The sequence below is a fragment of the Rhodococcus sp. 05-2256-B1 genome, assembly GCF_002258465.1.
Taxonomy (GTDB): Bacteria; Actinomycetota; Actinomycetes; order Mycobacteriales; family Mycobacteriaceae; genus Rhodococcoides; species Rhodococcoides fascians.
The window spans coordinates 118,349-144,472 of record NZ_NOZA01000011.1; the positions used below are offsets into that span (position 1 = coordinate 118,349).

The 26,124-nt window shown below is 64.7% G+C and carries 26 protein-coding genes and 4 tRNA genes; 13 read left to right on the forward strand and 17 right to left on the reverse strand.

From position 1 onward, the window contains the following. Positions 1–4: 4 nt before the first annotated feature. From CH285_RS02455 to CH285_RS02465, 3 genes are all read right to left on the reverse strand, one after another. Positions 5–481, reverse strand: a complete 477-nt coding sequence (locus CH285_RS02455) for a DUF4395 domain-containing protein (protein WP_027495863.1) — start codon at positions 479–481, stop codon at positions 5–7. A gap of 254 nt (positions 482–735) precedes the next feature. Continuing rightward, entirely contained in the window at positions 736–1,149 is a 414-nt protein-coding gene (locus CH285_RS02460) for a thioredoxin family protein (protein ID WP_094644440.1), read from the reverse strand. Continuing rightward, complete coding sequence (locus CH285_RS02465) at positions 1,146–1,925, reverse strand: LmeA family phospholipid-binding protein (protein WP_027495865.1); 780 nt, start codon at positions 1,923–1,925, stop codon at positions 1,146–1,148. Before CH285_RS02465 ends, CH285_RS02460 begins: the two co-directional genes overlap by 4 nt. 130 nt (positions 1,926–2,055) lie before the next feature. Here CH285_RS02465 and CH285_RS02470 point away from each other — a divergent pair, with 130 nt between their 5' ends. The 6 genes from CH285_RS02470 to pstB all read left to right on the forward strand — a co-directional run bounded on the left by CH285_RS02470 (position 2,056) and on the right by pstB (position 7,903). Then, on the forward strand, positions 2,056–2,814 hold the full coding sequence (locus CH285_RS02470) for a winged helix-turn-helix transcriptional regulator (RefSeq protein WP_027495866.1): 759 nt from the start codon (positions 2,056–2,058) through the stop codon (positions 2,812–2,814). After that, on the forward strand, positions 2,815–3,753 hold the full coding sequence (gene mshD / locus CH285_RS02475) for a mycothiol synthase (RefSeq protein WP_094644441.1): 939 nt from the start codon (positions 2,815–2,817) through the stop codon (positions 3,751–3,753). It abuts the gene before it with no gap. A 199-nt stretch (positions 3,754–3,952) separates the two neighbouring features. Beyond that, entirely contained in the window at positions 3,953–5,053 is a 1,101-nt protein-coding gene (gene pstS / locus CH285_RS02480; RefSeq protein WP_094644442.1) for a phosphate ABC transporter substrate-binding protein PstS, read from the forward strand. A gap of 87 nt (positions 5,054–5,140) precedes the next feature. Continuing rightward, positions 5,141–6,178, forward strand: a complete 1,038-nt coding sequence (gene pstC, locus CH285_RS02485) for a phosphate ABC transporter permease subunit PstC (RefSeq protein WP_027495869.1) — start codon at positions 5,141–5,143, stop codon at positions 6,176–6,178. Positions 6,179–6,181: 3 nt separating this feature from the next. After that, the gene (pstA, locus tag CH285_RS02490; protein WP_027495870.1) at positions 6,182–7,090 is read left to right on the forward strand and encodes a phosphate ABC transporter permease PstA; all 909 of its coding nucleotides are present in this window, start codon (positions 6,182–6,184) and stop codon (positions 7,088–7,090) included. Positions 7,091–7,126: 36 nt separating this feature from the next. Then, positions 7,127–7,903: a phosphate ABC transporter ATP-binding protein PstB gene (gene pstB, locus CH285_RS02495; protein WP_027495871.1), complete on the forward strand. Its 777-nt coding sequence runs from the start codon at positions 7,127–7,129 to the stop codon at positions 7,901–7,903. A 128-nt stretch (positions 7,904–8,031) separates the two neighbouring features. Here the strand turns inward: pstB and phoU are convergent, their stop codons facing one another. The 6 genes from phoU to CH285_RS02525 form a co-directional block, all read right to left on the reverse strand. Beyond that, on the reverse strand, positions 8,032–8,706 hold the full coding sequence (gene phoU, locus CH285_RS02500) for a phosphate signaling complex protein PhoU (protein ID WP_027495872.1): 675 nt from the start codon (positions 8,704–8,706) through the stop codon (positions 8,032–8,034). A gap of 66 nt (positions 8,707–8,772) precedes the next feature. Then, positions 8,773–10,749, reverse strand: coding sequence for an LCP family protein (locus CH285_RS02505; protein WP_032390728.1), 1,977 nt, complete (start codon positions 10,747–10,749; stop codon positions 8,773–8,775). A gap of 119 nt (positions 10,750–10,868) precedes the next feature. Then, positions 10,869–12,008 carry a tRNA dihydrouridine synthase DusB gene (dusB, locus tag CH285_RS02510; protein ID WP_032367515.1) on the reverse strand — a complete coding sequence of 380 codons (1,140 nt, stop codon included), beginning with the start codon at positions 12,006–12,008 and terminating at the stop codon, positions 10,869–10,871. A 94-nt stretch (positions 12,009–12,102) separates the two neighbouring features. Further along, entirely contained in the window at positions 12,103–13,059 is a 957-nt protein-coding gene (locus tag CH285_RS02515; RefSeq protein WP_094660247.1) for an acyl-ACP desaturase, read from the reverse strand. Between the two features lie 235 nt (positions 13,060–13,294). Continuing rightward, positions 13,295–13,370: transfer RNA gene (locus CH285_RS02520), tRNA-Lys, on the reverse strand. Between the two features lie 68 nt (positions 13,371–13,438). Continuing rightward, positions 13,439–14,662: a lipase family protein gene (locus tag CH285_RS02525; protein WP_255032200.1), complete on the reverse strand. Its 1,224-nt coding sequence runs from the start codon at positions 14,660–14,662 to the stop codon at positions 13,439–13,441. 622 nt (positions 14,663–15,284) lie between these two features. Here CH285_RS02525 and CH285_RS02535 point away from each other — a divergent pair. The 6 genes from CH285_RS02535 (at position 15,285) to CH285_RS02560 (ending at position 17,524) form a co-directional block, all read left to right on the forward strand. After that, positions 15,285–15,953: a TetR/AcrR family transcriptional regulator gene (locus CH285_RS02535; protein WP_027495877.1), complete on the forward strand. Its 669-nt coding sequence runs from the start codon at positions 15,285–15,287 to the stop codon at positions 15,951–15,953. A gap of 79 nt (positions 15,954–16,032) precedes the next feature. Next, positions 16,033–16,105, forward strand: a tRNA-Glu gene (locus tag CH285_RS02540). Positions 16,106–16,228: 123 nt separating this feature from the next. After that, positions 16,229–16,302: transfer RNA gene (locus tag CH285_RS02545), tRNA-Asp, on the forward strand. Between the two features lie 56 nt (positions 16,303–16,358). Then, positions 16,359–16,435 (forward strand) — tRNA-Phe (locus CH285_RS02550). Between the two features lie 118 nt (positions 16,436–16,553). Then, complete coding sequence (locus tag CH285_RS02555) at positions 16,554–17,126, forward strand: DUF6584 family protein (protein WP_032371325.1); 573 nt, start codon at positions 16,554–16,556, stop codon at positions 17,124–17,126. A gap of 101 nt (positions 17,127–17,227) precedes the next feature. Beyond that, positions 17,228–17,524, forward strand: coding sequence for a hypothetical protein (locus CH285_RS02560; RefSeq protein ID WP_032365867.1), 297 nt, complete (start codon positions 17,228–17,230; stop codon positions 17,522–17,524). A 12-nt stretch (positions 17,525–17,536) separates the two neighbouring features. On the opposite strand, the gene CH285_RS02565 is transcribed toward CH285_RS02560, so the two are convergent. Both CH285_RS02565 and CH285_RS02570 read right to left on the reverse strand, forming a co-directional pair. Then, the gene (locus tag CH285_RS02565) at positions 17,537–17,836 is read right to left on the reverse strand and encodes an ANTAR domain-containing protein (protein WP_045842143.1); all 300 of its coding nucleotides are present in this window, start codon (positions 17,834–17,836) and stop codon (positions 17,537–17,539) included. 88 nt (positions 17,837–17,924) lie between these two features. Beyond that, positions 17,925–18,509, reverse strand: coding sequence for a helix-turn-helix domain-containing protein (locus CH285_RS02570; RefSeq protein WP_027495879.1), 585 nt, complete (start codon positions 18,507–18,509; stop codon positions 17,925–17,927). Positions 18,510–18,621: 112 nt separating this feature from the next. On the opposite strand from CH285_RS02570, the gene CH285_RS02575 reads away from it, so the two are divergent. Continuing rightward, positions 18,622–19,746, forward strand: a complete 1,125-nt coding sequence (locus CH285_RS02575) for a hypothetical protein (protein WP_230593516.1) — start codon at positions 18,622–18,624, stop codon at positions 19,744–19,746. Here CH285_RS02575 and CH285_RS02580 read toward each other — a convergent pair. The 6 genes from CH285_RS02580 to metE all read right to left on the reverse strand — a co-directional run bounded on the left by CH285_RS02580 (position 19,676) and on the right by metE (position 26,123). Further along, positions 19,676–20,590, reverse strand: a complete 915-nt coding sequence (locus CH285_RS02580; protein ID WP_032390751.1) for a pseudouridine synthase — start codon at positions 20,588–20,590, stop codon at positions 19,676–19,678. The two genes, CH285_RS02575 and CH285_RS02580, sit on opposite strands and share 71 nt — an antisense overlap. 92 nt (positions 20,591–20,682) lie before the next feature. After that, positions 20,683–21,678, reverse strand: coding sequence for an NADP-dependent oxidoreductase (locus tag CH285_RS02585; protein ID WP_032371322.1), 996 nt, complete (start codon positions 21,676–21,678; stop codon positions 20,683–20,685). Positions 21,679–21,689: 11 nt separating this feature from the next. Then, positions 21,690–22,115: an organic hydroperoxide resistance protein gene (locus CH285_RS02590; protein WP_027495882.1), complete on the reverse strand. Its 426-nt coding sequence runs from the start codon at positions 22,113–22,115 to the stop codon at positions 21,690–21,692. Further along, positions 22,112–22,570, reverse strand: a complete 459-nt coding sequence (locus CH285_RS02595; protein WP_094644446.1) for a MarR family winged helix-turn-helix transcriptional regulator — start codon at positions 22,568–22,570, stop codon at positions 22,112–22,114. The genes CH285_RS02590 and CH285_RS02595 overlap by 4 nt, the downstream gene beginning before the upstream one ends. Positions 22,571–22,702: 132 nt before the next feature. Next, positions 22,703–23,755 (reverse strand): ABC transporter substrate-binding protein, encoded by a 1,053-nt coding sequence (locus CH285_RS02600; protein ID WP_094644447.1) that lies wholly within the window; start codon positions 23,753–23,755, stop codon positions 22,703–22,705. A gap of 100 nt (positions 23,756–23,855) precedes the next feature. Continuing rightward, a complete protein-coding gene (gene metE, locus CH285_RS02605; protein WP_094644448.1) occupies positions 23,856–26,123 on the reverse strand; it encodes a 5-methyltetrahydropteroyltriglutamate--homocysteine S-methyltransferase in 2,268 nt (755 codons plus the stop codon). Position 26,124 lies beyond the last annotated feature (1 nt).

Below are 26,124 nucleotides of genomic sequence, written 5' to 3' on the forward strand. Positions count from 1 at the left end.
GTTGTCACGCTGCGGTGCGCGAGTTGCCGCGCAATCGAGCTGCGAGGGGGTAGATCATGCAGCCCAGGCACACTGCGAACGCTGCGTTGAGAAACGCCGCGAAGAGCGCGAAGCCTGTCGCTACGGTGCCGACGACGGGAGCGCCGAGAGCGAATCCGAGGACTCCGACGGCGGCGAACACGAAGCCCACCAGTTGGGCGAACTTCAACGGGGCCACCGGCTCACGTTCTGTGGTCGGTGAGCGCCGCGGCGCGACGAATGTCGCGTAGATCGTGCCGTACGGACTGTGCTTGGGTCCGCGGACGGCTCCGATTCCGAACACGATCGCCTGGAGCCCCAGCAGGATTGCCGCTGCGGGAACCGAGACCGTGCTCGCGAGGAGGACGACGACCAGAACTGCGGTGGTGATCCACGCGGCGAAGCGCGGACCACGGACGTCGACCTGGTCGATCGTGGTGGTGTGGGTGTCGGATGTCGACATCGAGAGGTACTCCTGTGCGAGGCCGGGGCACGGCTTGTCGCCGGTGCTCGGATGTGGATTTCGATCATCGGGCCGACATCACGCATGGGCGTGGCGGCAGACGGAAATCAGCAGCAGCGACAGCAACAACCGCCCAGTCGGCACAGATCAACCGTGCGTCGACTGGTGAGCATGAGCTCGCGGCGGGAGAACACGAAGTGCATCCTACCCGTTACCAGGGGCGCGTCGTACCGCCCACCTGAGTAGCTCTTGCCCTACAGCGCGTCGAGAGTCTCGCGCAGGGCTGCGGCCGACGGCACGCCGGCAATTCTCGAACGCCGACGCAGTTCTCCGTCGAGGACGAAGGTCGTCGGCAGCGAGAGCACTCCGAGTTCACGGGCGAGAACAGGCTGAGCATCGATGTCGAGTTCGACTTCGCGTGCGTCGGTGCGGTCGGCGAGAACCTGATGCACCACACGACGCACGGCAGCGCACGGACCACACCAGTCCGCCGAGAAGTGCAAAATCGTCGGAGTTCCCGAGGTGACGCCCGCATCGACGAGCAGCGGGAGAAGGTCGTCGGAATCGGTGGACGCGATGGTGCGTACGGCACCGGAACGACGACGCAGAATCAGTCCGACAGCAACGGCAAGGACCGCCACGACAACCAGAACTGTGATCCCTGTCATGGCTTTTCGATCTCGTTGAGGTCGATGTTCACGTTCTCTCCCGACCCTTCGACGACGATCTGTGAACCCTCCGCGTAGACGTCCGTCGGCAGCAGTCCGAACGGCAGGCTCTGGCGTTCGATGGTCTTGGTGAACAGGCCGAGAACGGTGGGCTTGGCGAAATCGGGAATCGTGAAGTCGGCCTGCCCCTCCGGTCCGAAGTAGAAGTCCGATGCCACGATGGCGACACTGTCACCTTCGAGCAGAAGGTCGGCCTGCACGCTGACGGTGGTCTGCAGCGGTCCCACCGGAACCGTTCCCGTCAGTACGACGCCACCGGCGGTGGTCTTGCCCGACCCGCCGGAGCCGCCCGTGCCGTCGGACTTGTCGGCCGGAGGTGCGGAAACCTGCAGGTCGACGATGCCGAGGAACCGTCCGAGATCGGTTGCCTCGATGCGGACGCGGCCGTCGAGCTCGTCCACCGGGATGTCGCGGACGTTGTTGTCGATCAGGTCGGACAGGGCGATGTGGACGCCGCGCAGATTGGCTTCGATGGTCGTCGAGCCGACGTATTCGGTCGGGACGTCCTGGGCCCGGATCTCGATGTTCTGATAGCGGCCGTCGGCGGCCTGGGTGAGGAACGGAAAACCGTGCACGATCACCTGGGGGTCCGAGGTGAGTTCGCCGCCGTCGCGGATGGCGCGCGAGACGCGATATTCGGAGTAGGCCGCGGCCCCGAAATCGACGACGAGCGCGAGGGCCAACAGGCTGACGAGTCCGATGAGAAGTGTGCGCACCGGTCCATTGTGACCGAAGCATCGCGTACTGCCCGCTTCGACCGGTTGTACGGACAAGCTAGTCTGTGTCCTTGACGATCACTCGATTCCAGCGTCGGCTGGACCGGCCAGCGGTAAGAACGGAGACGCAGTGGAGCTCCTGTTACTGACCTCCGATCCCAATCCGGAGGGCGTACTCCCGTCTCTCGCGTTGCTGGCTCACCACATCCGGCCGGTGCCGACCGAGGTGTCTTCTCTTCTCGAAGCCGGTTCCGCCGACATCGCGCTGGTGGATGCACGTACCGATCTGGCTGCTGCTCGCGGTCTGTGTCGGCTGCTCGGTAGTACCGGCTCGGCCATTCCCGTGGTCGCGGTCCTGACCGAAGGCGGCCTGGTCGCAGTCAATTCCGACTGGGGGCTCGACGACATCCTGCTGCCCGGCACAGGTCCCGCGGAACTGGACGCTCGGCTACGTCTGTTGGTCGGCCGGAGCGGCGGGGTTGCGAGTCCCGAGACGTCGGGCAAGATCACGCTCGGTGAGTTGGTCATCGACGAGGGCACGTACACCGCCCGGTTGCGCGGTCGCCCACTCGATCTGACCTACAAGGAATTCGAGTTGCTGAAGTACCTGGCTCAACATGCGGGCCGCGTCTTCACGCGTGCCCAGTTGCTGCAGGAAGTATGGGGCTACGACTTCTTCGGTGGCACTCGCACCGTCGACGTCCATGTTCGACGCCTCCGCGCCAAGCTCGGTACCGAGTACGAGTCGCTGATCGGAACGGTGCGGAACGTGGGCTACAAGGCCGTGCGTCCGTCGCGTAACTCCAAGGGCGGTACGGCTCCGGACGCCATGGCCGGCGATTCCGACGATGCGGATTTCGAGTTCGAGCAAGAGAGTACGCTCTCGTAGATGAATTCGGATACTGCGTTCGACGTCCACCCCCTCGACGGCGACGCACCGTCCTCGCGCGTCAGCGACGAGATTCACCGGATCCTTTCGCGTGCAACCGAAGTCGACGGTACTGCGCCGCTCTCGGAGCAGGCCGTCAAGGCCGTCGACGCGGGTGAGGGCGTCGTTCGATTCGTTGCCACCGACGCAGATCGAGTCGTCGGGTACGTCGGCGCCGCCGACGGTATGGCCGAGGCAGTGGTCGATCCGGAGTATCGCGGTCGCGGCATAGGTCGGCGATTGGTCAGCAGCGCACTCGATCTCGGCTCCGGCACGCGGATCTGGGCGCACGGAAATCTGCCCGCAGCACAGTCCGTGGCGCGTGCGCTCGGGCTGACGGTGGCCCGGGAACTGCTGCAGATGCGACGGGCCGCGGCAGAGCCCGAACTGCCCGATGTGGTTGTACCACAAGGTATTTCGCTGCGAACCTATCGCGGGCACCAGGACGATGCCGAATTGTTGAGGGTGAACAACGCGGCGTTCTCCTGGCATCCCGAGCAGGGCGGCTGGACCGACCGCGACATCGCGTCGCGGCGAGACGAGCCGTGGTTCGATCCGGCGGGTCTCTTCCTGGCCTTCGAAGAAGGCAGCGACCACCTGCTCGGATTCCACTGGACGAAAGTTCACGCCGCTGAGGATCGGGTCGTTCCGCAGGCTCCACTCCCTGGGGGCAACGACCCGGCCATCGGTGAGGTGTACGTGGTCGGTATCGATCCGCAGTCGCAGGGTCGCGGTCTCGGACGGGTACTGACACTGGCCGGGCTGCATTATCTGCGCGGTCGCGAACTGGACCAGATCATGCTGTACGTCGAGGCCGACAACACCGCGGCGGTGCACACGTACACCAAGCTCGGGTTCGCGAATTACCACGTCGACGCCGCGTACGCGCGGACCGCGTAATCGGACATTTCCAGCACGGTGTTCATCTTCCGTTCACCCACGCGGGGGTAAACGTCTACCACCTGCCTTTACCTTTCTCTCTGGGCGGCAACCTACGCTGCCTGGTGCGAGGGTTCTTTTGAGCCGGCACCTTCACAGTCGCAGCGCGAACCTCGAGTTCGCGCCGCGATCACGGCCCAAGATTCCTCGGAGGAAACAGGTGAACCTCAAGCGCAACGGTGCTCTCATGAGTGCAGTGGCAGTCAGTGCCATGTTGCTGGCCGCATGCGGTAGCGACGCGAACGTCGCCACCACGGACGGTGCATCGCAGTCCTCGGCTTCGTGCGAAGGCAAGTCCCCGTTGACCGGTGAAGGCTCGTCCGCACAGCAGAACGCCATGTCCAACTTCACCTCGATCTACTCCGGCGTCTGCGCGGGCAAGGCCGTCGAGTACACCACCAGTGGTTCGGGCAACGGCCGCACGCAGTTCGTCGCGGGCCTCGTCGACTTCGCCGGCTCCGACTCGTCCATCAAGGACGACCAGGCCGCACAGGCCGCCGTGCGCTGCGCCAACAACCCGGCGTGGAACCTGCCGCTGGTCTTCGGCCCGGTCGCAGTGGCCTACAACGTCGACGGTGTCGACAACCTGGTGCTGAACCCCGACGTCATCGCACAGATCTTCACCGGCAAGATCACCACCTGGAACGACCCGGCCATCGCCGCACTCAACGAGGGCGCAACGCTCCCGTCGACCGCGATCACCCCGGTCTACCGCTCCGACTCGTCGGGCACCAGCGACAACTTCCAGCGCTTCCTCGCCGCATCCGCTCCCGAGGCATGGACGCTGAACCACAGCTCCGATTGGGCCGGCGGCGTCGGCGAAGGTGCCAACGGATCCTCGGGCGTCGCCCAGGCCGTCGCCGCCACCCCCGGTGCCATCACCTACGTCGAGAAGGGCTTCGCCGACCAGGAGTCGCTGGGCAAGGCCGCCGTCGATTTCGGTAACGGACCGGTCGAGCTGAGCAGCGAGACCGCAGGCAAGGCAATCGACGCCGCGAAGTTCAAGGGCGAGGGCAACGACCTCGTCATCGACATCGACGGCCTCTACGCCAGCGACGAAGCGGACACCTACCCGCTGGTCCTCGCGACCTACGAGATCGTCTGCTCGAAGGGCTACGACGCCGACACCACGGCAGCAGTCAAGTCCTTCCTGCTCAGTGCAGCCAACGAGGGCCAGCAGGGCCTCGAAGAAGCCGGCTACGTGCCGCTGCCCGACGCATTCAAGGAACGCCTGGTCACCGCCATCGAAGCGATCGCCTGATCCTCGATAAACCCGGTTTCGCCTTCGGCTCGCGGTGACGCGGGCCGAAGGCGGACCACCCTGCATCGACACGAGACAGTGAGCGGTATGAGCGACACCCACTCGATCACCGGCATCCCCTCAGCGGCTACCGTGCCTACCACAGGTGCCGCCCACGAACCGGAAGAACCACAATTGTCAGACTCGAAAACATCGGGGACGGTCACCCGTCCCGGTGACAGGATCTTCTCCGGCCTGGCCAAGGGCTCGGGCATCTTCATCATCGCCCTGATCGCTGCGGTCGGCATCTTCCTGCTCTGGCGAGCGATTCCCTCACTGTCCAACAACACGGTCAACTTCCTGACCTACAACGGCGCGTGGGACACCTCGAACACCTCGGCAATGGTGTTCGGTGTACTCGACCTGTTTCTGGTCACCGTCACCGTGTCGTTGTTCGCTCTGATCCTGGCGATGCCCGTCGCGCTCGGTATCGCGATCTACCTGACGAACTACGCACCCAAGCGTGTTGCCGGACCGCTCGGCTACGTCATCGACCTCCTCGCGGCCGTCCCGTCGATCGTCTTCGGCCTCTGGGGCCTGTACGTCCTGGCCCCGGCGATCAGCCCGTTCGCCGAATGGCTGAACTCGTCGCTGAGCTGGTTCCCGCTGTTCAGCACCGGCTCGGTATCGATCGCAGGCGGCGGCACCATCTTCACCGGCGGCATCGTGCTCGCCGTGATGATCCTGCCGATCATTGCCGCCGTGACCCGAGAGGTGTTCGTTCAGACGCCCAAGGGCCAGGTCGAGGCGGCCCTCGCGCTCGGAGCCACTCGCTGGGAAGTTGTCCGCACCACGGTCATTCCGTTCGGGAAGTCCGGCTTCGTCAGCGGTTCGATGCTCGGCCTCGGACGCGCACTCGGTGAGACCATCGCGCTCTACATCATCATTCGCAGCACCCAGGCGACCTTCGGCGGAACGTTGTTCGACGGCGGTTCCACATTCGCGACCAAGATCGCGCTGGCAGCAGGCGAGTTCAACAACCCGCTGCAGGCCGGTGCCTACATCGCCGCCGGTCTGGTGCTGTTCGTCCTGACCTTCGTCGTCAACGCCGGTGCCCGCGCCGCCATCGCCGGAAAGAAGGACTGACCCATGACCGCAACCATGGACAAGCCCGTCAAGGAGCCCACGTTCCAGGGCGTCAGCGCCCGGCGCAAGGCGTCGAACCTCGCGGCGACGATTCTCGTCAGCCTGTCGGTGCTCGTCGCCCTCGTACCCCTGATCTGGGTGCTCTACACCGTGATCTCACGTGGACTGTCCGCTGTGGTCGCACCGGCCTGGTGGCAGAACTCGCAGGCCGGAATCACCCAGTTCATCGCCGGCGGTGGTGCGTACCACGCGATCGTGGGAACCCTCCTGCAAGGACTGTTCTGCGCCGTCATCTCCATCCCGATCGGCATCTTCGTCGCCATCTACCTCGTCGAGTACGGCGCAGGTACCAAACTGGCCAAGGTCACGACGTTCATGGTCGACATCCTCACCGGTGTTCCGTCGATCGTCGCGGCCCTGTTCATCTACGCGCTGTGGATCGCCACCTTCGGGTTCCAGCGCTCCGGTGTCGCCGTTGCCTTCGCCCTCGTGCTGCTGATGATTCCGGTCATCGTGCGGTCGGCCGAGGAGATGCTGCGCATCGTTCCGCAGGACCTGCGCGAGGCGTCCTACGCACTGGGCGTGCCGAAGTGGAAGACCATCGCCAAGATCGTCATCCCCACCGCGCTTTCCGGCATCGTCACCGGCATCATGCTGGCGCTGGCCCGAGTCATGGGTGAGACGGCTCCGGTGCTGATCCTGGTCGGCTCGGCCACCGCTATCAACTTCAACATTTTCGAGGGGCCGCAGACGTCACTGCCGCTCATGATGGTCGACCTGCAGAAAGCAGGAACCGGCGTGCTCACCGCGGAGCGCATGTGGGGAGCAGCCCTGACGCTGATCCTGATCGTCGCAATACTCAACATCGGCGCGAAGTTGGTCTCGAAGTTCTTCTCGCCCAAGAACTTCTGACCCACCCGACTCCAGAGAATCCTAAGGAATCAGAACATGGCAAAGCGTCTCGATCTCAAGGACGTCAACATCTACTACGGCAAATTCCATGCCGTCTCCGACGTCACTCTGGCAGTCCCGCCGCGCAGCGTCACCGCGTTCATCGGACCGTCCGGCTGCGGTAAGTCGACCGTCCTGCGTTCGCTCAACCGTATGCACGAGGTCACGCCCGGCGCTCGCGTCGAAGGTTCGGTGCTGCTCGACGGCGAGGACATCTACGGCAGTGGCGTCGACCCCGTCGGTGTGCGACGCACCATCGGCATGGTCTTCCAGCGACCCAACCCGTTCCCGACCATGTCGATCAAGGACAACGTCGTCGCCGGGCTGAAGCTGCAGGGTGGCCGCGGCAAGAAGGAACTCGACGAGATCGCTGAGCGCTCGCTCAAGGGTGCCAACCTGTGGACCGAGGTCAAGGATCGCCTCGACAAGCCCGGTGGCGGACTCTCCGGTGGTCAGCAGCAGCGTCTGTGCATCGCCCGCGCCATTGCCGTCTCTCCCGACGTGTTGCTGATGGACGAGCCGTGCTCGGCCCTGGACCCCATCTCGACACTGGCGATCGAGGACCTGATTCAGGAACTCAAGCAGGACTTCACAATCGTCATCGTCACGCACAACATGCAGCAGGCCGCGCGCGTGAGCGATCAGACCGGCTTCTTCAACCTCGAGGCAACGGGCAAGCCCGGCAAGCTGATCGAGATCGACGACACCGAGAAGATCTTCTCCAATCCGACGCAGAAGGCCACGGAGGACTACATCTCCGGCCGCTTCGGATAACCGCACACCGCACAGAGAACCCCCGCCGAGCGAAAGCTCGACGGGGGTTCTTCTTTGTGCGCCTGCCCTGGGGTCGAGATCGAGTAGCGTTGTCGCGCAGCGCTACTCGACCTCGAACGAAGTGGGTGCTACGAGCTGGGAATGTTCTGCTGGTGGAGGTCGGCGGGAAGCTGGCCGGTGACGAGGAAGATGACTCGGCGGCCGACCTCGACGGCGTGATCGGCGAAGCGTTCGTAGAAGCGGCCCAGCAGGGTCACGTCCACTGCGGCGGCGACGCCGTGGCTCCACTCACGGTCCATCAGCACCGTGAAGAGGTGACGGTGCAGGTCGTCCATCGCCTCGTCCTCTTCCTGCAGCTTCGCAGCGCGCTCGGGATCGCGGGTCTCGAGCACCTCGCGGGCCGACGCACCGATCTGCACGGCGAGGCGTCCCATCTCGGCGAAGTATCCGTTGACGACCTCGGGGAGGGCGTGGTTCGGGTGCCGGCGACGGGTGATCTTGGCGACGTGGAGTGCGAGTGCGCCCATCCGGTCGATATCGGCGACGATCTGGATGCCGGCCACCACCGAACGGAGATCGCCCGCGACCGGAGCCTGCAGCGCAAGAAGTGTGAATGCCTTCTCCTCGCAGATCGCGCTGAGCTCGGTGATCTTGTCGTGCTCGGAAATGACCTGCTCGGCGAGAACAAGGTCTGCTTGGAGGAGAGACTGCGTGGCCTTTTCCATGGCCGCACCAGCCAGGCTCGCCATTTCTCCGAGGAGATCGGCGAGCTCGTTCATCTGTTCGTTGTAGGCGACGCGCATGAGCGCAGTTTAGTAGGTCACACCGACCAGTTCTCTGTCCCGAGGGTTAACGGGGAATGAATGGAGTCAGGCGCACGTGTCGTCGGCCGCGTTGGTGAACGACAGATCCTCGGGCAACTGTGCACTTTCGGTCGTTCCCTCCACCTGCGTGGGGTCGATCTGCGCACCGACGTCGGCCGGGTACTGGGTGTAGCCCGGGTAGTTGGAACCGAGGACCACCTCCACGACGTTGTTCAGGCTCGGAGCCAGTTCGATCGCAGCGCCGGGTATCGCCGACGCCACCGTCGCCGCAGCGGCTTCCTGATCCTGGGAGTACCGCACGACGGTCTGAGCGGCGGAGCCGGAGAAGTTGCCGACCGTGAGGATCTGGAACCCGTACGTCGCCAGCTGATCGGATGCGGTCTGCGCCATTCCCGCGATGTCCGATGCGTTCGACACCTGCAGCGACACGGTGCCAGGATCGACGGCCAGCAGCGGGGCGTCGGGGGCGGCGGGCGGCGGGGTCGGTTCCGGCGTCACCGGTTCCGCCCGTTCTTCGCCGGGCAGGGGCAGGTCGTCGATGATCGCCTGGAAGATGGCACCGATCGCGTCCTCGTTGGGGATCTCGTTGCCGTAGTCGTTGGTTCCGGTGGTGGGTATGGTCAGGAAGGTCACCGCGCCGGCGTCGACGTTCTGCAACGAACGGCCGAGCGTCACCAGGTCCTGGGTCTTGACGTTCTCGACGAAGGTGTCGGAGGTGAACGCGTTGACGAATCCGTTCAGCTTGCCCGGGTCGAGAAGAACCTTGTTCGACAACGCCGATCGCAACAGTGACGACAGGAAACGCTGCTGGCGCTTGATGCGGCCGTAGTCGCCGTTGCCCTCCGATTCGATGTTGCGTGCCCGGACGTAGTTCAGTGCGGTGCGGCCGTCGATGCGTTGGGTGCCGGCGTTGGGGAGCACGTCTCCGAGTTCGTAGTCGACGAGAGGCTGCGCGGTACACACCTCGACACCGCCGACCTCGTCGACCATGGACTCGAACCCGGCGAAGTCCATGCCGACGAAGTGTCCGATCCGCAGTCCTGAGATCTTCTGAATGGTCTTGACCAGGCATTTCGGGCCGCCGAGGGCGTAGGTGGCGTTCAGCTTGTCGCCGTACGCCTCCGGGAACATCTCACCGGTGTAGGTATTGGTGACGTTGTCGAACTGCTCGCACTCGGGTCGGGTCACGTCCAGGTCGCGTGGGAACGACACGGCGACGACGCGGCTGCGGTCGGCCGGAATGTTGACGAGCATGACGGTGTCCGAGCGCGACCCCTCGGCATCGGCGACGGTTCCTGCGCCCACCTGCCCGCTGGCACCGGCGCGCGTATCGGTGCCGACTATCAGATAGGTCTCGTCTCCGTACTGGCCTGCGGCGTCGACGACGTCCGTCGAATCGGGGTCGAGCGCGGCGACTTGGAGGAATCCCTGATCGGTGTTGCGTAGATAGCCCCACACCACTCCGGTGAGTGCCACGGCGAGGATGGCGACGATCGAGACCAGGCTTCGGCCGATCATCCGTATTCGTCGTCGTCGCCGTACCCGGCTCATCGCCAGACGCGTCAGCGCCGGCCGGTCGGCGGCGGGTGCGCCGACGGGTTCGGGGGCAGCGTGCGGTGGCGGGGTGGGCATCGGACGGTTCGCCCGAGCCGGCGGGGGAGTGGAGTCGGTGATCGGTGAGATGACCTCGGTGGGCTCTTCGACGTCCGGCCGTTCGGGGGGATCACGTCGGGTCGCTCCCGACCGAGACATCTTGTCGACCAGCTCGGCGACCGACACCGTGTCCGCATTGCGTGGGGAGCGTTTACCGAGTCGGCCGCTGTCACCCGGCTTCGGCGGAGAATCGGATTCTGTCGAGTCGGGTTCCGAAGCAGCGGGGTCGGGTGTGGCGGGGTCGTCGGACCGAGGGGGACGTTGTCCGGAACGTCCGCCTGCGCCGGTTCGTCCGATTGAGGACAGCGGGCGCTCCCATGGGGCGCGACCCTCGGGCACAGACGGGCCCGACTCTCGATCGTCTCCCACGAATTCGAACCTGGCCTTCCATCACACGCATGTGCCGTCTACTCGGCAATCCAAGCCATAGTACTGACTCGAGCGGCGCGGTCCACTTCGTGCGAGACGGGCCCTGGTGAGGGGGTCGATCAGCCGCCGGAATGCATCAGATCTGCACCGGTGGGGACACACAGGTCCTCCGGATCGTCGAGCCATCCGTCGGGCAGCGACACTGCACCGGGCGAGCCCTGCCGGCCGCGGGGACCCTCGGCGTCCTTGGGAAACGGAACGGTCGGATCCAGTTGCGCCAGAAGGTCGTCCAGTTCGGCGAGGGTCGACACCAATGCCATCGACACCCGAAGATCCGAGCCGGCGGGAAAGCCGCGCAGGTACCAGGACACGTGCTTACGCAACTCTCGCAGGCCTTTGCCCTCACCGTGGTGCTGCGCGAGCAACTCGGCATGGCGCGCGATGATGGTGGCGACCTCACCCAGGGTCGGCGGCGTCGGCTCTGGCCGCCCGTTCAGGCGGGCACTGAGCTCGGCGAACAGCCACGGACGACCGAGGCAGCCACGTCCGACGACGACGCCGTCGCATCCGGTTTCCGCCATCATGCGGACGGCGTCGGACGCCGAGAAAATATCGCCGTTACCCAGGACGGGAATCCCGGTGACGTGCTCCTTGAGTCGAGCGATCTCGTTCCAGTCGGCGGTGCCGGAGTAACGCTGGGAGGCGGTGCGGGCGTGCAACGCCACGGCCGCTGCACCCTCGTCGGCGGCGATCCGGCCGGCATCGAGATGGGTGTGATGGTTCTCGTCGATTCCGACACGGAACTTGACCGTGACGGGGATGTCGGTGCCCTCGGTGGCCTTGACCGCCGCAGCGACGATGCGGCCGAACAGGTTTCGCTTGTACGGCAATGCGGCACCGCCGCCCTTGCGGGTGACTTTCGGGACCGGGCAGCCGAAGTTCATGTCGATGTGATCGGCCAAGTTGTCGTCGACGATCATTTTCGCCGCGGCGTACGTGGTGTCGGGATCGACCGTGTAGAGCTGCAAGGACCGGGGAGTTTCGGTGGGCCCGAACGTCGTCATGTGCATCGTGGCGGGTTGCCGTTCGACGAGAGCACGTGCGGTGACCATCTCGCAGACGTACAGACCGGACGTGCTGCCCGCGCGCTCGAGTTCCTGTTCGCGGCACAACGTGCGGAACGCCACATTGGTGACGCCTGCCATCGGTGCGAGGACGACGGGGCTGCGCAACTCCAGGGAGCCGATCTGCAATGTCATGGAAAACAAGCCTTTGGAACGAAGGGAGAACTTTCAGGAGAAAAGGCGGTGCCCGGCACCGAAGTCGGTACCGGGCACACCAGTCGATCGAAACTCAGGACGCGCGTGCTTCGGCCTTGGCGCGTTCGCGGGCCAGCGAGCGGTCTCGCATCTCCTCGAACTTGGTGGCCTGACGTTCGAGGTCTTCGAGGAACGCGGCGAGTTCTTCGCGCTTGTTCTCACCGCGTGCGGTGAAGTCGTTGCGCTCGAAGACGCTCCACTTGCGCAGGACGGGCCAGACGACGTCTTCGAGGTGTTGGCGCAGGTCGTAGATGCCGTGCTTGGCCATCAGCACACCGTTGCGGCGGAAGTTCGGCATGCCGGCACCGGGCATGACGAAGTTCGTCACGATGTCGGAGACCGCGTCGAGGGTCTGGTCGGGTGCGATGTCCATCGCTGCGCCGGTGATGTTGCGGTAGAAGATCATGTGCAGGTTCTCGTCGGCGGCGATGCGCTGGAGCATGCGGTCGGCGATCGGGTCGTCACAGACCTTGCCGGTGTTGCGGTGCGAGACGCGGGTCGCGAGTTCCTGGAATGTCACGTACGCCACCGAGTGGAGCAATCCGGTCTGCGAACCTGCGGGCGAGGCGAAGCCGTTGGTCATGTGGATCATGCGGGCTTCTTCGAGGGCGACGGGATCGACGCCGCGGGTGACGACGAGGTAGTCGCGCATGACGATGCCGTGGCGGTTCTCTTCGGCGGTCCAGCGGCCGACCCACGTTCCCCAGGCACCGTCCTGGGAGAAGTTCTCGGCGATCTCACGGTGGTAGGACGGCAGGTTGTCCTCGGTGAGCAGGTTGGTGATCATCGCGGCCTGCGCGACGTCGGAGAGCTTGGACTGCTCCGGGTCGTAGTCCTTGCCGCCGAGCGTGGCGAAGTTGCGGCCTTCGTCCCACGGCACGTAGTCGTGGGGATGCCATTCGCGCGCCATCGAAATGTGACGGTTCACGTTGTCCTCGGCAGTGGGCACCAGCTCTTGCAGAAGCTCGAGCTGTGTCAGATCCCTCGCCATTAGATCGCCTCCATAGATTGCGTACGACCGGTCCAGCTTACGGCACCGTAGGTTCGGTGTGAACCGTGTCGCGGCTGTTCACTTGCTGTTCGAGCAGTCGTGACGACCGACATCGGCCGATGTGGGGATCTTCGCGACTGCTGCAGTTCTCCCTGCACGTCGCTGCGGACGGGCCGATCGTTACCCCGAGTGTACGGACCGGGTGCCGCCGAATGCAGTTCGGCGGAAGGGTGTGTGGTGCCCCCAGTAGGACTCGAACCTACGACCTGCGGATTAAAAGTCCGTAGCTCTACCAACTGAGCTATAGGGGCGCGGATCGAAAGTGTAATGGGCAGTGCAGCCGTGTCGGTCATGCACCCCCGGTGCCGCGTTTCGGGGGTCAGCGCCCGAAACTGCTGCAGCCTTGCGGCACGGGGATACCGGCCAGGCGGTCGTCGATCCAGGAGTACGCACCGGGAATGCCACTGATCGCGACGACGAGGTGTTCACCGAAGTACTCCTCGAGGCGTACGTCGGCACCGTGTGCGCACCACTCGTCGTACAGCGTCTCCGCACCTTCCCGGGGAATCCAGAATTCCTGACGGCCCTGGTAGATCATCGTGGGCACGGTGGGGGCGAGATCACCGCCCATCCGGGTCGCGGCGATGATGCGTTCGGCGATCTCGGTCCGGTCGACGTTCGGCACGTCCGAGAGGGCCTGGGCCGGTATCGGTGCCACCAGTCCGCCGGGAGCGAGCAGTGTGATGCAGAGATCTTTGGCCACGGTCGCCAGACGCAGTCCGTTGGCGTTCATCAGGGAGAACATCTCGGGATACTCGCGGGCAACTCCGAGCGCTGCGGACAGGAACAGCGTCGACGCGACGTTGCCGTTCATCGACGTCAGCAGAATCCGGTAGTCGGTCGGTGGACCGCCGAAGGCCGCGCCCACCAGATTGACCTCCGGCGCGTACGACGGGGCGAGTTGAGCGGCCCATCCGGTGGCGATCGCGCCGCCCGAATAGCCTGTGACGGCAATCGGGGAGGACGCGGGCAACCCGAGTTCGGGGAGGCGCACCATCGCGCGCAACGCGTCGAGCACCGCATGGCCGGCCATGCGCCCGGCCGCGTACGCCTGCCGCGGACCCTCGTGATCGGTGACGACCACTGCATAGTTCTTGGCGAGGAACGCCTGCACCGCTGGAATCTCGCGGGCAATACCTCGGGGCAGGGTCCACGACGGTGCACAGGTGTTACCCAGTGAGTTGATGGCCATGTTGTACGCGACGACGGGACGCGTGCCGGGACCGGCCCAGGGCGCGTCGGGCACGATGACGGTCGTTGCCGCTGCGACGGGTCGGTCTTTGGAATCGCTTGTGCGGTAGAGGATCTGGGTCGATGTGACCGGGGTGAACAGCGGCCCCACGCTCACGCGTCGGGTGCCGAGAACCGATCCGGGCGGGAGCTCCTCGAATCCTGCCGGCGGGTCGAAGAACGGCTCGCCGAGTGGGGTCGGCAGGTAGAGGGCGGGATCGGCGACGGGATCGAGGAAGTTCGTCAGTGGGTCGGCGGCGACGGTGTGCGCCGTCGACAACGTCAAGGCCGACGACACGAGTAGTACTGTCATCGAACGACATACGCGGATCGATAGATTCATGGCGTGCACCCGTCCCCGATCGGCCGAAGCAACATGTGTGATGCGCATCACGCTATGCCCGAGGTGGTGTACGCCTTCGGCTATTCCGAGAATGTGTCGAAACCGTTACCGTTTCGCCGCTGATATCGATTATGAGACAGTGCTTTTGGTGACCCCACGGAGCGGGTTTGCCGTATTCGATTGATCAGCAACAGTTTTCATGCGCTAAGGAGCGGTGCAAACGACGGTGCCTCGAGAGATGCTCGTGCAGAATGTAATTCGATATTCAACTGCTTTCCGGATCTGGGAGACCGGCGGCCATTCGGCGGAGTTCGTACGCATGCTCGGTATCGGCGTTGTGGCTCGAACGGCGGTGCCGACCTGGCCCGAGCGGACGTACGTGAGCGGCTCGAGTGCGCACCCCCTGCAGCGCACTCGAGCCGGGTGAACAATACCATTCGGCTTGTTTCAGTTACCCAACCGAATTTTCTGTCGGCTGCACGCGTCGTAGCGGACCGCAGGTGAGTCGAGTCGCGTGTCGTTCGGGTGAAGTACTCTCTACTTGTACTACCTGTGGATATGCAGGGCGCTTGGGCTCGGAGGCACGGAGTAAATGGCACAACAGGAGCGCGCACGGCGGACCCGGGCGGCAATCGTCGAGGCAGCGGCGGCGGAATTCGCCAAGCGCGGATATGCGGCTGCGTCCGTCAACACCATCTTGGAAGGATCGAACGCCACCAAGGGGGCGATGTACTTCCATTTCCAGTCCAAGGAAGACCTGGCCCGAGCGGTGCTCGCGGCCGGACTCGACCGTTATGTCGCAATCTCCGAGAAATGGGCGGATTCGACCGCGCATCCCTTTTACGTCATCAAGGGAATCGTCGACGACATCGCGCAGAACTTTCAGAACGATGTGATCGTGCGTGCAGAATTCCGGCTGATCGTCGAGCCCGAGTTCTACGCGGAGGTGCACTCCGGTGGTGGCCGGGTGTGGGGCGCTCAGGGGTACGCGCAGGCCGAGCGGGCGCTGGCGATGGGAGACCTCAAGCCGCAGTTCGACGCGGCCAAGTTCGTGCGGGTACTCGCCGCGTCGATGGCGGGTCAGCGTTACATGTCGGATCTGGTGGCCGACAACGCAGATCTACGCGAGCGGTTCGAGGAGTCCGTCGAGATCGTGCTCCTTGCCATGGCGTCGGATAGTTGGTTGGCCGAGTTCGAACTCCACGGGTGGGAGCAGTTCGGCGAAAACGAGGCAAAAACTGCCTCTGACCTGCCGGTTTGAGATTTACAGCGAAAGTGTCCTAAGCTATCCCAGCTCCCAACGGAACGCCGTTGAGGGTAGCGTCGAAGCAATTCGGCGGGCCCCCTTCGTCTAGCGGCCTAGGACGCCGCCCTTTCAAGGCGGTAGCGCGGGTTCGAATCCCGTAGGGGGTACGCAGGAAAACATCGGATTGACAATCCGATGTGCAGTACAGCATTCTTCATCTCGCTCCGGCGAGAGGCAGATTTGCAGTTCGGAGAGTTGGTGCGCTAGAAATAGCGCGGCAACAACAGCAAGGCCCTGTGGCGCAGTTGGTTAGCGCGCCGCCCTGTCACGGCGGAGGTCGCGGGTTCGAGTCCCGTCAGGGTCGCAGAATCGGTGTGAAAGCACCGGCATTGCGATGGCATTGTTTCACCGGTGCCGCCCGGCCAGGTAGCTCAGTTGGTACGAGCGTCCGCCTGAAAAGCGGAAGGTCGCCGGTTCGATCCCGGCCCTGGCCACCACGGTTGTGATCGACAAGCACTGCAAAGCCCCTTTCGACTTCGGTCGGGAGGGGCTTTGTCGTATGCGGAGTACCCACTGTCCCGTGACGGCGCTCGATTGCAACGTTAGGCTCGACAGGTGGATGTGATCGCTCGCGCGCAAGCCGATCTCGCACGTGGAGACACCAACGCCGCACGAGACGGGCTCCTCGACGCCTTGCCCCGCAACCCGTCGTCGCCTGCGGTTCTGGAATTGCTCGCGTACACGTATCTCCTTCTCGGTGATCGTGCGGCGGCCGGTGCCGTGTGGTTTCTGACCGACAAGGCCGACGACGATCCGACGGCGTCGGCTGCGTTCGCGGCACTGCAGAAGCAGTACCGGTCGCCGCTGATGCTCGCCCGAGCCCTCCCCATCCATGCGCCCTCGGATTGGTATCCGGTGCGGGCTCAGATGCGCCTGGAGCGACTGGGAGCCGCAATCGCAGCCAATGGGCAGAGCTGGATCCCACCGCGCGATGTCGTGTATTTCGACGAGGACGGAGTCGACTCCGACGACTTCTATGCCGCGCGTACCGCCGACGAGGACGATGCCGACGACGGGTTGAAGACGTCTGGTTACCGCACCGTCCGGCAACGTGCGATCGCAGCAACCATTGTCCTTGCCATCGTTGCCACCTCTGCGTCGGTGGTGTTGGCACTCGTCTTCGGGTGATGGCGATTCTCGGAGGGGCGGTTCTCGAACGGGTCGCTCGAATCCGAGCGTAGAGTTCGTCGGAGGATATCGAGGCCGACGACCGAGGGCGACTTCATTTCATGGGCACAGCGAACGGCGCACCGTCACCGCGCGACGACAATTACGACGTCAATCTTGCCCAGGCGAGAGTGTTCGCGCGAGGACTGGCCGAACACATTCGGACGTGTTCGGCGGCCATCGAAATTGCGCAATCCAAAGCATTTCGGGCTCGCGCCGATCGTGCCGAATCTCGCGCGAGGCAATTCGAGTCCGAGGCATCCACTCTCCGCACCGAGCTCTACGAGATGTATCGGCACATCGACGCGATGACGGCTCGATTCCCGGAACTGCGGACCGACCCGGCAGTCCGCGGATAGCGACCGCCCGAATCAGACTGCGGCGGAACCGGTGACCAAGCCGAACGTGGTCTCGGCTCCACGCCGGCCCAGCGCCGAACCCCACACCGAGTACACCGCGTCCGTTGTCGTGGACTGCTCCACGTCGCGCCCCTCGGCGACAGTGATCAGCGTGCGGGAGAGCTCGAACAGACTTACCCGGTGATTCTTCGCCGTGGTGAACAACTCGTCGATGGCGTCGGCCACCGAGCCGCCGTGGATCCCGATGAGCACTCCGGTCGCGATGTCGACGTCGGTACGAGAGGCGGGTGAATCGGGCAGTCTGTCGGTCATCTTTTTCCTCGAGATGGTGTTGTCGGTGCGGATGACCGAGTGGATTCTGGGTCGAGCGGGCTTCACTGTCTCACACCGACATGACTTTTCATACAGTCGGTTTCGCGCGGACGTGCATGCGCTCGCCCTGAGGTCCGAACAGGCTCAGCAGCTCGACCGGTCGGTTGCCGACAGCGCCGAACCAGTGCGGTACCCGGGTGTCGAATTCGGCGGCCTCACCGGCCTTCATCGTCAGATCGTGTTCGCCGAGAATAAGTCTCAGGGTGCCGTCGAGAACGTAGAACCACTCGTATCCTTCGTGCACTCGTGGGCGCGGCTCCTTGTCGTCCGGACGAATCAGCAGTTTGAAGGCCTGCAGTCCGCCGGGGCGGAGCGTCAGCGGAAGGATGGTGACGTTCTCGCGCACCGTGGCTGTGGTGCGTACTCGGGGATCGGCGACGGGGGGAGTCGTCACCAGATCGTCGAGTGCCATCTGATGCGCTCGCGCGATCGGCCACAGTAATTCGAGACTGGGTTTGCGGTCACCGGATTCGAGCCGCGAGAGCGTGCTGATCGAGATGCCGGTGGTCTCGGACAGTGCGGCGAGGGTGGTGTTCTTCTCCATTCGGATGCGCTTGAGGCGGGGGCCGAGGCCGGCAATGAGCTCGTCGAGGGTGGTTTCTGCGTCCGTCATCGATCCATTGCAGTTTCGGCAAACGAATTTGTCAAGTTGTCCCCATGCGGCGCGCGGGAATGCAGAGGCGAAAACAGCCCGGCGGCGACGGCGGGAAGCTCATACTCGGTTCATGATCGCTCGTCCGGGGCACCCGCAACGTACCGGCGTGGTCCGCGATGCCTACGGCAGCTCCGCGTCCGAGGCCTTCATGGTGGTGGCCATTGCCACGATTCTGGTCACCAGGGCGTATTTGGAGCTCACGCACTACCCGCAGGTCGGTGGCAAGTCGCTGCACATCGCGCACGCTCTGTACGGCGGGGCGGCGATGATGCTGGCTCTGCTGATCGGGTGGATGTTCATCGGGTTCGGCGTTCGGGTCTTCACCGTGGTGCTCGGCGGAATCGGGTTCGGGTTGTTTCTCGACGAGGTCGGCAAGTTCGTCACCAAGGACAACGATTACTTCTACGGCCCGTCGTCGGAGATCATGTACGTCCTGGTGGTGCTGCTGTTGGTGTTCAGCAGGATCGTGCGGGAGTTCCGCAGGCCGTCGCGGGACGAGTCGCTGGCGAATGCGGCCGCGATCGCCGCGGATGGCGTCGCGCACGGTCTTCCCGAGCATCGGCGCGACTGGGCGCTGCGGATGGTTGCGCGAGCGGAGTCGGACGGAGCCGACCCGGACACCGTAGCCGGAATCAGATTGTTGCTCGGCACCTGCCGCCGGTCGACATCGCGTACCCACTCGATGCGCCAGTTCGTTCCACGGCTGATTCCCGCGTTCTTCACCAGTCCCCGTTGGGTTCCCGTCGTCGGCTGGGGACTGGTCCTGATCTCCGGGGCGGGAGTCGTGTTCGGGATCGTCGAGCTCGTCCTGGGTGACCTGCTCATCGATCGCCGAGACCTGACGATCGACGTCGACAGGATGGGCATCGCCAGCGGCATCCTGTTCGTCAGTGCCTGCATCACTTTCGCCACGGCGCTGCCGGCGATGCTGCGGTTGCGAACGGACGGTCCCGTGTGGCCGTTGCGCACTCTCCGCGTGTCCGCACTGGTGTTCACGTTGCTCAACGCGCTCGTGGATTTCGCCCAGGAGGGGTTCGCTGCGCTGGGAAATGTAGCGGTCGGTCTGTTCGCGCTCGCGGTCATCTCGCACCGCATCACCGTCCGAGCCGACGAAATAGCCGGTACTACGGAATCGGTTGCGCTGCAGGAGGATCGAGACTCCGATTGCTCTCGAACCGTCGAACCACGCCGCTGAGCGGATCGACGAACTCGATGGAGCGAGCCAGTAGGCGGAGCGGATCGGAGTAGTCGTCGTCGGCGACCTCGCGGAACGACGGATAGAAGCTGTCGCCCATGATCGGGATTCCCAACGAGCACAGATGAACCCGAAGTTGATGCGTCTTCCCCGTGCGCGGGTGCAGCCGATATCGACCGTACGACCCGAGAGTGTCGACCAGTTCGATGCGTGTCTCGGCATTGGGCTCGCCCGGTACCTCCCGTGCCTGAAGAACGCCGCGTTCCTTGACGATTCGACTGTGCACTGTCAGTGGGAAGTCGACATTCTGGGACAGTGGGGCAATTGCCTCGTACTGCTTGGTGACCGTGCGCTGAGCGAACATCTCCTGATACGGCCGGCGCGCCTGCCGCTGCACGGTGAACACCAGGACACCCGCGGTGAGTCGATCCAGTCGGTGAGCAGGGCTCAACTCGGGGAGATCGAATTGTCGTCGCAGCAGAACCAACGCCGAGCGTGCGATGTACGCGCCTCGCGGCGTCGTGGCGAGGAAGTGCGGCTTGTCCACCACGAGCAGGTTCTCGTCGCGGTGCAGCACATCGAGGGAGAACGGCACGGCCGATTCCACCGGTGGGTCGCGGTAGAGGTAGATGTCCGCACGCGGGCCGGCGATCGTCGACGGGTCGATCGGTACGCCCGCTGCATCGACGACCTCCCCGCCGGACACCTTCTCGGTCAGCCTGGCCGCATCCTGCGGGAAGCGGGCACACAGATATTCGAGCACCGTTGCGCCGGTCGCGACGTCGGGCATCCGCACCCTGGTGGGGTCGAGGCCGTCGCGCAACGGAAGTGGGGCGGCAGGCATGCAACGACTGTAATCGGTACACGCATGGAAACACCCCGGTCGGAATTCCCGACCGGGGTGTGGACTGCGGTGACGCGCCGTGCCGGCCCGACCTAGATGGTGACGACCATCTTGCCGGTGTTCTCGCCCTTCATCAGTCCGATGAAGGCGGCCGGAGCATTGTCGAGGCCTTCGACGATCGTTTCGTCGAATTCGATTGCGCCGCTGGCGAGCCAATCCGTCATCTTCGCGCGGAATTCCTCGGTGAGGTGCGCGTACGAACCGACGATGAATCCCTTCAACGTCAGCTCCTTGCCGATGGCGAGGGCGAGGTTGCGCGGGGCCGGGGTCGGTTCGGTCGAGTTGTACTGAGCGATGGCTCCGCACATGGCAATTCGGCCGTGCTTGTTCATCGACCCGATAGCAGCTTCGAGATGGTCACCGCCGACGTTGTCGAAGTACACGTCGATGCCGTCGGGAGCTGCCTGTCGGAGCTGTTCGGCGACAGGGCCGTCGTGGTAGTCGAATGCCGCGTCGAATCCGAGCTCGAGCAAGCGCGCAACCTTGGCGGGGGATCCGGCGCTACCGATGACGCGAGATGCGCCGAGCGCCTTGGCGATCTGTCCGACGAGCGAGCCGACGGCTCCGGCGGCGCCGGAGACGAACACGACGTCGCCCTTCTGGAACGACGCCACGGCCGTCAGGCCCGCATACGCTGTGGTGCCGGTCATTCCGAGTGCGCTCAGGTATGCCGATGCCTTTGCTGCGCCGAGGTCGACCTTGCTGGCTCCCTGTGCCGGGACGATGGCGAGATCGCGCCATCCCTTGCCGTGCACAACAGCGTCGCCGACTGCGAAACCGTCGGCCTTGGATTCGACGACCTCGCCGACGGCACCGCCGTCGAGCGGCGCATCGAGCTGGAACGGCGGGACGTACGACTTCACGTCGTTCATCCGGCCACGCATGTACGGATCGACCGACATCACGATGTTGCGAACGAGGATCTGCCCGTCCTGCAGTTCGGGAAGGTCGACGACCTCCGCGCGAAAGTTGTCTTCGGTCGGCCAGCCTTCTGGGCGGGACGCGAGGTGAATTTCGTGTGCCTTCATGGTGTTTCCTCTTACTCGTCTTCGGTGACGGTGACGGTGACGTCGATGTTGCCGCGGGTGGCGTTGGAGTACGGGCAGACCTGATGTGCCTTGTCGGCCAGTGCCTGTGCGTTCTCGCGGCTCAGGTTCGGCAGAGTCACCTCGAGGGTGACTGCGAGCTGGAAGCCGCCTGCGTCGTTGGGGCCGATGTCGACACGAGCGCCGACGGCCGAGTCGGTGACGTCGGCCTTGTCCTGACGCGCCACCATCTGCAGTGCGGAGTGGAAGCACGCGGCGTAGCCGGCTGCGAACAGCTGCTCGGGGTTGGTGCCGTTTCCGCTGCCGCCCATGGCCTCCGGGATGGCGAGATCGAGGTCGAGACGTCCGTCGGAGGTGCGGGCGTGGCCGTTACGGCCTTCGCCGGTGGCGAGTGCCTCTGCGGTGTAGATGGTCTTCATGATTCTCCTTCTGTCGTGCGCGAATCGGTGTGATGGAGAGCGCTCGTCAATGCGTCGAGCGATTCCTTGAGCCTGACGAGATCGTCGACTCCCATGCCGGTCTTCTCGGCCAGCTTGCGGGGGAGGTCGAGTGCCTCAGCGCGTAAGGCGCTTCCGGTGTCGGTGAGATGGATCTCGACGCGGCGCTCGTCGCTGCTCAGGCGTCGACGCTCGATGAAGCCGAGCCCTTCGAGTCGCTTGAGCATCGGCGAGAGCGTGCCGGTGTCGAGATCGAGTTCGGCACAGATGTCCTTGACGCCGCGCCCGTCCTTCTCCCACAGCACCAACAGAACCAGGTACTGCGGGTATGTGACTCCGAGCTCGTCGAGCATCGGGCGGTACACCGCGGTGGTAGCCCGCGAAGCGGAGTACAGCGCGAAGCACACCTGACGATCGAGTGCGAGTTCGTTGGTCACGAGAAGAACGGTAGCGCACGGTTAAGTTGTGCGCAACCTATCCGCCCTATGTGAGTGGAACTTCGTAGCCTGCTACGAGTCGGGAGTGGAGCCTGCGGAACGACCAATCAGGCTCCGTCACTCACATGGGGGTCAGCTCTGCAGAGCGTTTTTCAGGCCGTCGAGCACGATGGTCGCCGCCGTGGGGCCGGCGTTGAGGTACCACGGGTCGTCGTCGACGCGCACGATGTGGTTCTGTGTTGCCGCGCTCATCCCGGTCCACAATGGATTGGTGGTGTACGACGCAGCGCTCGAATCGGCTCCCGCGTCCTGGCTGGAGACGAATACCCAATCGGCGTTCGCCAACTGGATCTCTTCCTCGCTGAAGTCCTGCGAGGTCTTGTCGAATTGCTGGCTGGGCGGGCGCGCCAGACCGGCGTCCGAGGCGATGAATCCAGCGAACGACGCGACGCCGAACGCGCGTGCCCGGTCTGCGGTGAAGCGGACGAACGACACCGTCGGAGCGCCCCCGGATCCGCCGCCGTTGGAGACCGAATCACCCAGTGCGCGAGCGTCGGACGCGAATGTGTCCAGGAACCCTTGCGCCTGCTCGGTGCGTCCCAGTGCATCCGCGAGAAGAAGGAAGTCCTGCTTCCAGTTCACGCCGGTGCCCTCGGTCAATACGGTCGGCGCGATGGCCGACAGCGTCGCGTAGATGTCTTCCGAGCCGGTCTTGTTGGCCAGGATGAGGTCGGGTTCGGCGGCGGCGACGGCCTCGATGTCGACGCTCTGGCGGTTGCCCAGATCTGCCATCTGCGTCAGTTGGTCCGCGTACTGGGGGAACGAGAAGCTGATGTAGTCGGGCACCAGATCGGCTCCGTCGCCGTAGGCGGCACCGGTGGGGATCACGCCCAGGGTCAATGCGGCGTCGAGCTGGCCGGTGGCGATCACCACGATCTTCTTCGGCTCGGCGGGGATGTCGGTGGATCCGCCGAAATGCCCGACGGTGCGCGGGAACTCGCCGTCGGCGGCACCCGAACCCATGCCGTCGGGAATGCCGGTGGGGCCCGGTGCGTCCGATGCCGCGTCGGTGCTGGAGGTGGGAGGGGTGGCGGTGCTCGGTGTCTGCCCGCCGCTGTCGCCGCACGCGACGGTGGTCAGAGCTGCGACTGCGACGAGGGCAGTAACGACGAGCAGACGTTTCACTTCGATCTCTTTCACCGAGCGGGCATGGATAGGTAACCCTAGCCTGGCGACCACGTGAGCGGAACTTCGTAGCAGGGGTCGAAGTTCCGCTCACATGGGGTCAGCGCAGCGCTGCCGCGGCCAGCACCATGTTTCTCAACGACTGCTCGACCTCGGCCGGGCCCCGTGTCTTCAGTCCGCAGTCCGGATTGACCCAGAGCCGTTCGAGGGGAACTGCCTCGGCCGCTGCGCGGAGCGACTCGGTGATCTCGGCGACCGTCGGAACTCGCGGCGAATGGATGTCGTAGACACCGGGTCCCACGTCGAGTGCGAAGCCGACCGCAGTGAGGTCGTCGAGCACCTCCATGCGCGAGCGTGCGGCCTCGATGGACGTCACGTCGGCGTCGAGGGCGACGATGGCGTCGATGACCTCACCGAACTCGGAGTAGCACAGGTGCGTGTGGATCTGTGTCGCGTCGTCGACGCCGGACGTCGCGATCCGGAACGAGCGGACGGCCCAATCCAGATACGCTGCAGTGTCTTCCGAGCGCAGCGGTAGCAGTTCGCGGAGCGCGGGCTCGTCCACCTGGACGATGCGGATCCCCGCCGACTCCAGGTCGATCGTCTCGTCTCGAATCGCCGAGGCGATCTGAGCTGCCGACTCGGCCGCCGGGATGTCGTCTCGGACGAACGACCACGCGAGAATGGTCACCGGACCGGTCAGCATGCCCTTGACCGGTTTGTCGGTCAGTGACTGCGCGTACGTCGCCCACTCCACCGTCATCGGTGCCGGGCGCGAGACGTCGCCGTACAGGATCGGTGGTCGCACGCACCGTGACCCGTACGACTGCACCCAGCCGTTGGCGGTCACGACGAATCCGTCGAGTTGCTCGGCGAAGTACTGCACCATGTCGTTTCGTTCGGGCTCGCCGTGGACGAGCACGTCCAACCCCAGACGCTCCTGCAGTGCAACGACATCGGCGATCTCCGCGCGCATCTGCCGCACGTACTCCGCCTCGTCGACGATTCCGCTGCGCAGCGCCGCCCGCGCGCGGCGGATCGTGCTCGTCTGTGGGAAGGAGCCGATGGTCGTCGTCGGCAGAACAGGGAGCGAGAGATGCTCGGACTGCACGACGCGGCGGACGTCTCCTGGGCTGCGGTCACGGCCGGCAGCGCTGGTCACGCGCGTACGGATTGCCGGATCGTGCAGCCGTGCATCGTGTCTCCGCGAATCCAGAGCCGCGCGGGCCGACTCGAATCGGTCCGACACGAATCGATCGGTTTCCCCGGCTGTTCCGCCCTGGAGTGCGCGCGCGAGCACCGAGACCTCGGTGATCTTCTCGTTCCCGAACGCCAGCCACGACCGCAGTGTCGGTTCGAGCTGAGGTTCGGCGTCCAACGAATAGGGAACGTGGAGCAGCGAGCACGACGACGACACCGCCACTGCGCGCGCATGTCTGCCGACCTCGTACAGTGTCTCGAGCGCGGCGTCGAGATCGGTGCGCCAGACATTGCGTCCGTCGACGACGCCGGCCACGACGAGCATCGTCGAGGTAGCGCGAGTAGCTGCAAGTTGCTCGGCCACACCAGGAACGGTCAGATCGACGGCCAGGCCCTCGATCCCGGTGGACGCCACTGCGGGCAGCGCGTCGCCCAGGTCGCCGAAGTAGGACGCCAGCAGAATGGCCGGGCGGGTCTGCGAGGCTGCGAGTTGCTCGAAGCATCGGGTCGCCGCTGCGACGGTCTCGTCGTCGAGATCGCGCACCAGCGCCGGTTCGTCGATCTGGACCCACTCGGCTCCGGCTGCGGCGAGGAGTTCGAGCAGACGGTCGTAAAGCGGTATCAGTTCGTCCACCCGTCCCAGCAGCGAATCGGAGGAGCCGACGGACTTGGACAGCAACAGGAAGGTGACCGGTCCGATGATCACCGGACGTGCCGGGATCCCGAGTGCACGAGCCTCGTTCACCTCGCCGAGCACCTTGTCCGGGTGCAGGGAGAACGTGGTCTCCGGCGAGATCTCGGGCACGAGGTAGTGGTAATTGGTGTCGAACCATTTGGTCATTTCGAGCGGGACGATGGTCTCGGTGCCGCGGGCGGCGGCGAAGTACCGATCGAGTTTACCTTCGACCGCCTCGACTCGCGGTGGCAACGCTCCGAGGAGGGCCGCAGTGTCGAGCATCTGGTCGTAGTACGAAAAGGTGTTCACGGGAACGGAATCGAGCCCGGCTGCGAGTGTGCGCCAGTCGTTCTCGCGAAGATTCTTCGCGACCGATTCGAGGGTCTCGGCGTCGAGCTTTCCGGCCCAATAGGATTCGACGGCTTTCTTCAGTTCTCGGTTGGGTCCGATGCGAGCCGAACCGAGCACGGTGGCAGTGAAATCGTTGTTCACA

Excerpts from the sequence above, each read along its gene's own strand:
- CH285_RS02455 (WP_027495863.1), bottom strand. The coding sequence starts at position 481 with ATGTCGACATCCGACACCCACACCACCACGATCGACCAGGTCGACGTC.
- CH285_RS02460 (WP_094644440.1), bottom strand. The coding sequence starts at position 1,149 with ATGACAGGGATCACAGTTCTGGTTGTCGTGGCGGTCCTTGCCGTTGCT.
- mshD (WP_094644441.1), top strand. The coding sequence starts at position 2,815 with ATGAATTCGGATACTGCGTTCGACGTCCACCCCCTCGACGGCGACGCA.
- pstC (WP_027495869.1), top strand. The coding sequence starts at position 5,141 with ATGAGCGACACCCACTCGATCACCGGCATCCCCTCAGCGGCTACCGTG.
- pstA (WP_027495870.1), top strand. The coding sequence starts at position 6,182 with ATGACCGCAACCATGGACAAGCCCGTCAAGGAGCCCACGTTCCAGGGC.
- pstB (WP_027495871.1), top strand. The coding sequence starts at position 7,127 with ATGGCAAAGCGTCTCGATCTCAAGGACGTCAACATCTACTACGGCAAA.
- phoU (WP_027495872.1), bottom strand. The coding sequence starts at position 8,706 with ATGCGCGTCGCCTACAACGAACAGATGAACGAGCTCGCCGATCTCCTC.
- dusB (WP_032367515.1), bottom strand. The coding sequence starts at position 12,008 with ATGACATTGCAGATCGGCTCCCTGGAGTTGCGCAGCCCCGTCGTCCTC.
- CH285_RS02515 (WP_094660247.1), bottom strand. The coding sequence starts at position 13,059 with ATGGCGAGGGATCTGACACAGCTCGAGCTTCTGCAAGAGCTGGTGCCC.
- CH285_RS02525 (WP_255032200.1), bottom strand. The coding sequence starts at position 14,662 with ATGACAGTACTACTCGTGTCGTCGGCCTTGACGTTGTCGACGGCGCAC.
- CH285_RS02535 (WP_027495877.1), top strand. The coding sequence starts at position 15,285 with ATGGCACAACAGGAGCGCGCACGGCGGACCCGGGCGGCAATCGTCGAG.
- CH285_RS02560 (WP_032365867.1), top strand. The coding sequence starts at position 17,228 with ATGGGCACAGCGAACGGCGCACCGTCACCGCGCGACGACAATTACGAC.
- CH285_RS02565 (WP_045842143.1), bottom strand. The coding sequence starts at position 17,836 with ATGACCGACAGACTGCCCGATTCACCCGCCTCTCGTACCGACGTCGAC.
- CH285_RS02570 (WP_027495879.1), bottom strand. The coding sequence starts at position 18,509 with ATGACGGACGCAGAAACCACCCTCGACGAGCTCATTGCCGGCCTCGGC.
- CH285_RS02575 (WP_230593516.1), top strand. The coding sequence starts at position 18,622 with ATGATCGCTCGTCCGGGGCACCCGCAACGTACCGGCGTGGTCCGCGAT.
- CH285_RS02580 (WP_032390751.1), bottom strand. The coding sequence starts at position 20,590 with ATGCCTGCCGCCCCACTTCCGTTGCGCGACGGCCTCGACCCCACCAGG.
- CH285_RS02585 (WP_032371322.1), bottom strand. The coding sequence starts at position 21,678 with ATGAAGGCACACGAAATTCACCTCGCGTCCCGCCCAGAAGGCTGGCCG.
- CH285_RS02590 (WP_027495882.1), bottom strand. The coding sequence starts at position 22,115 with ATGAAGACCATCTACACCGCAGAGGCACTCGCCACCGGCGAAGGCCGT.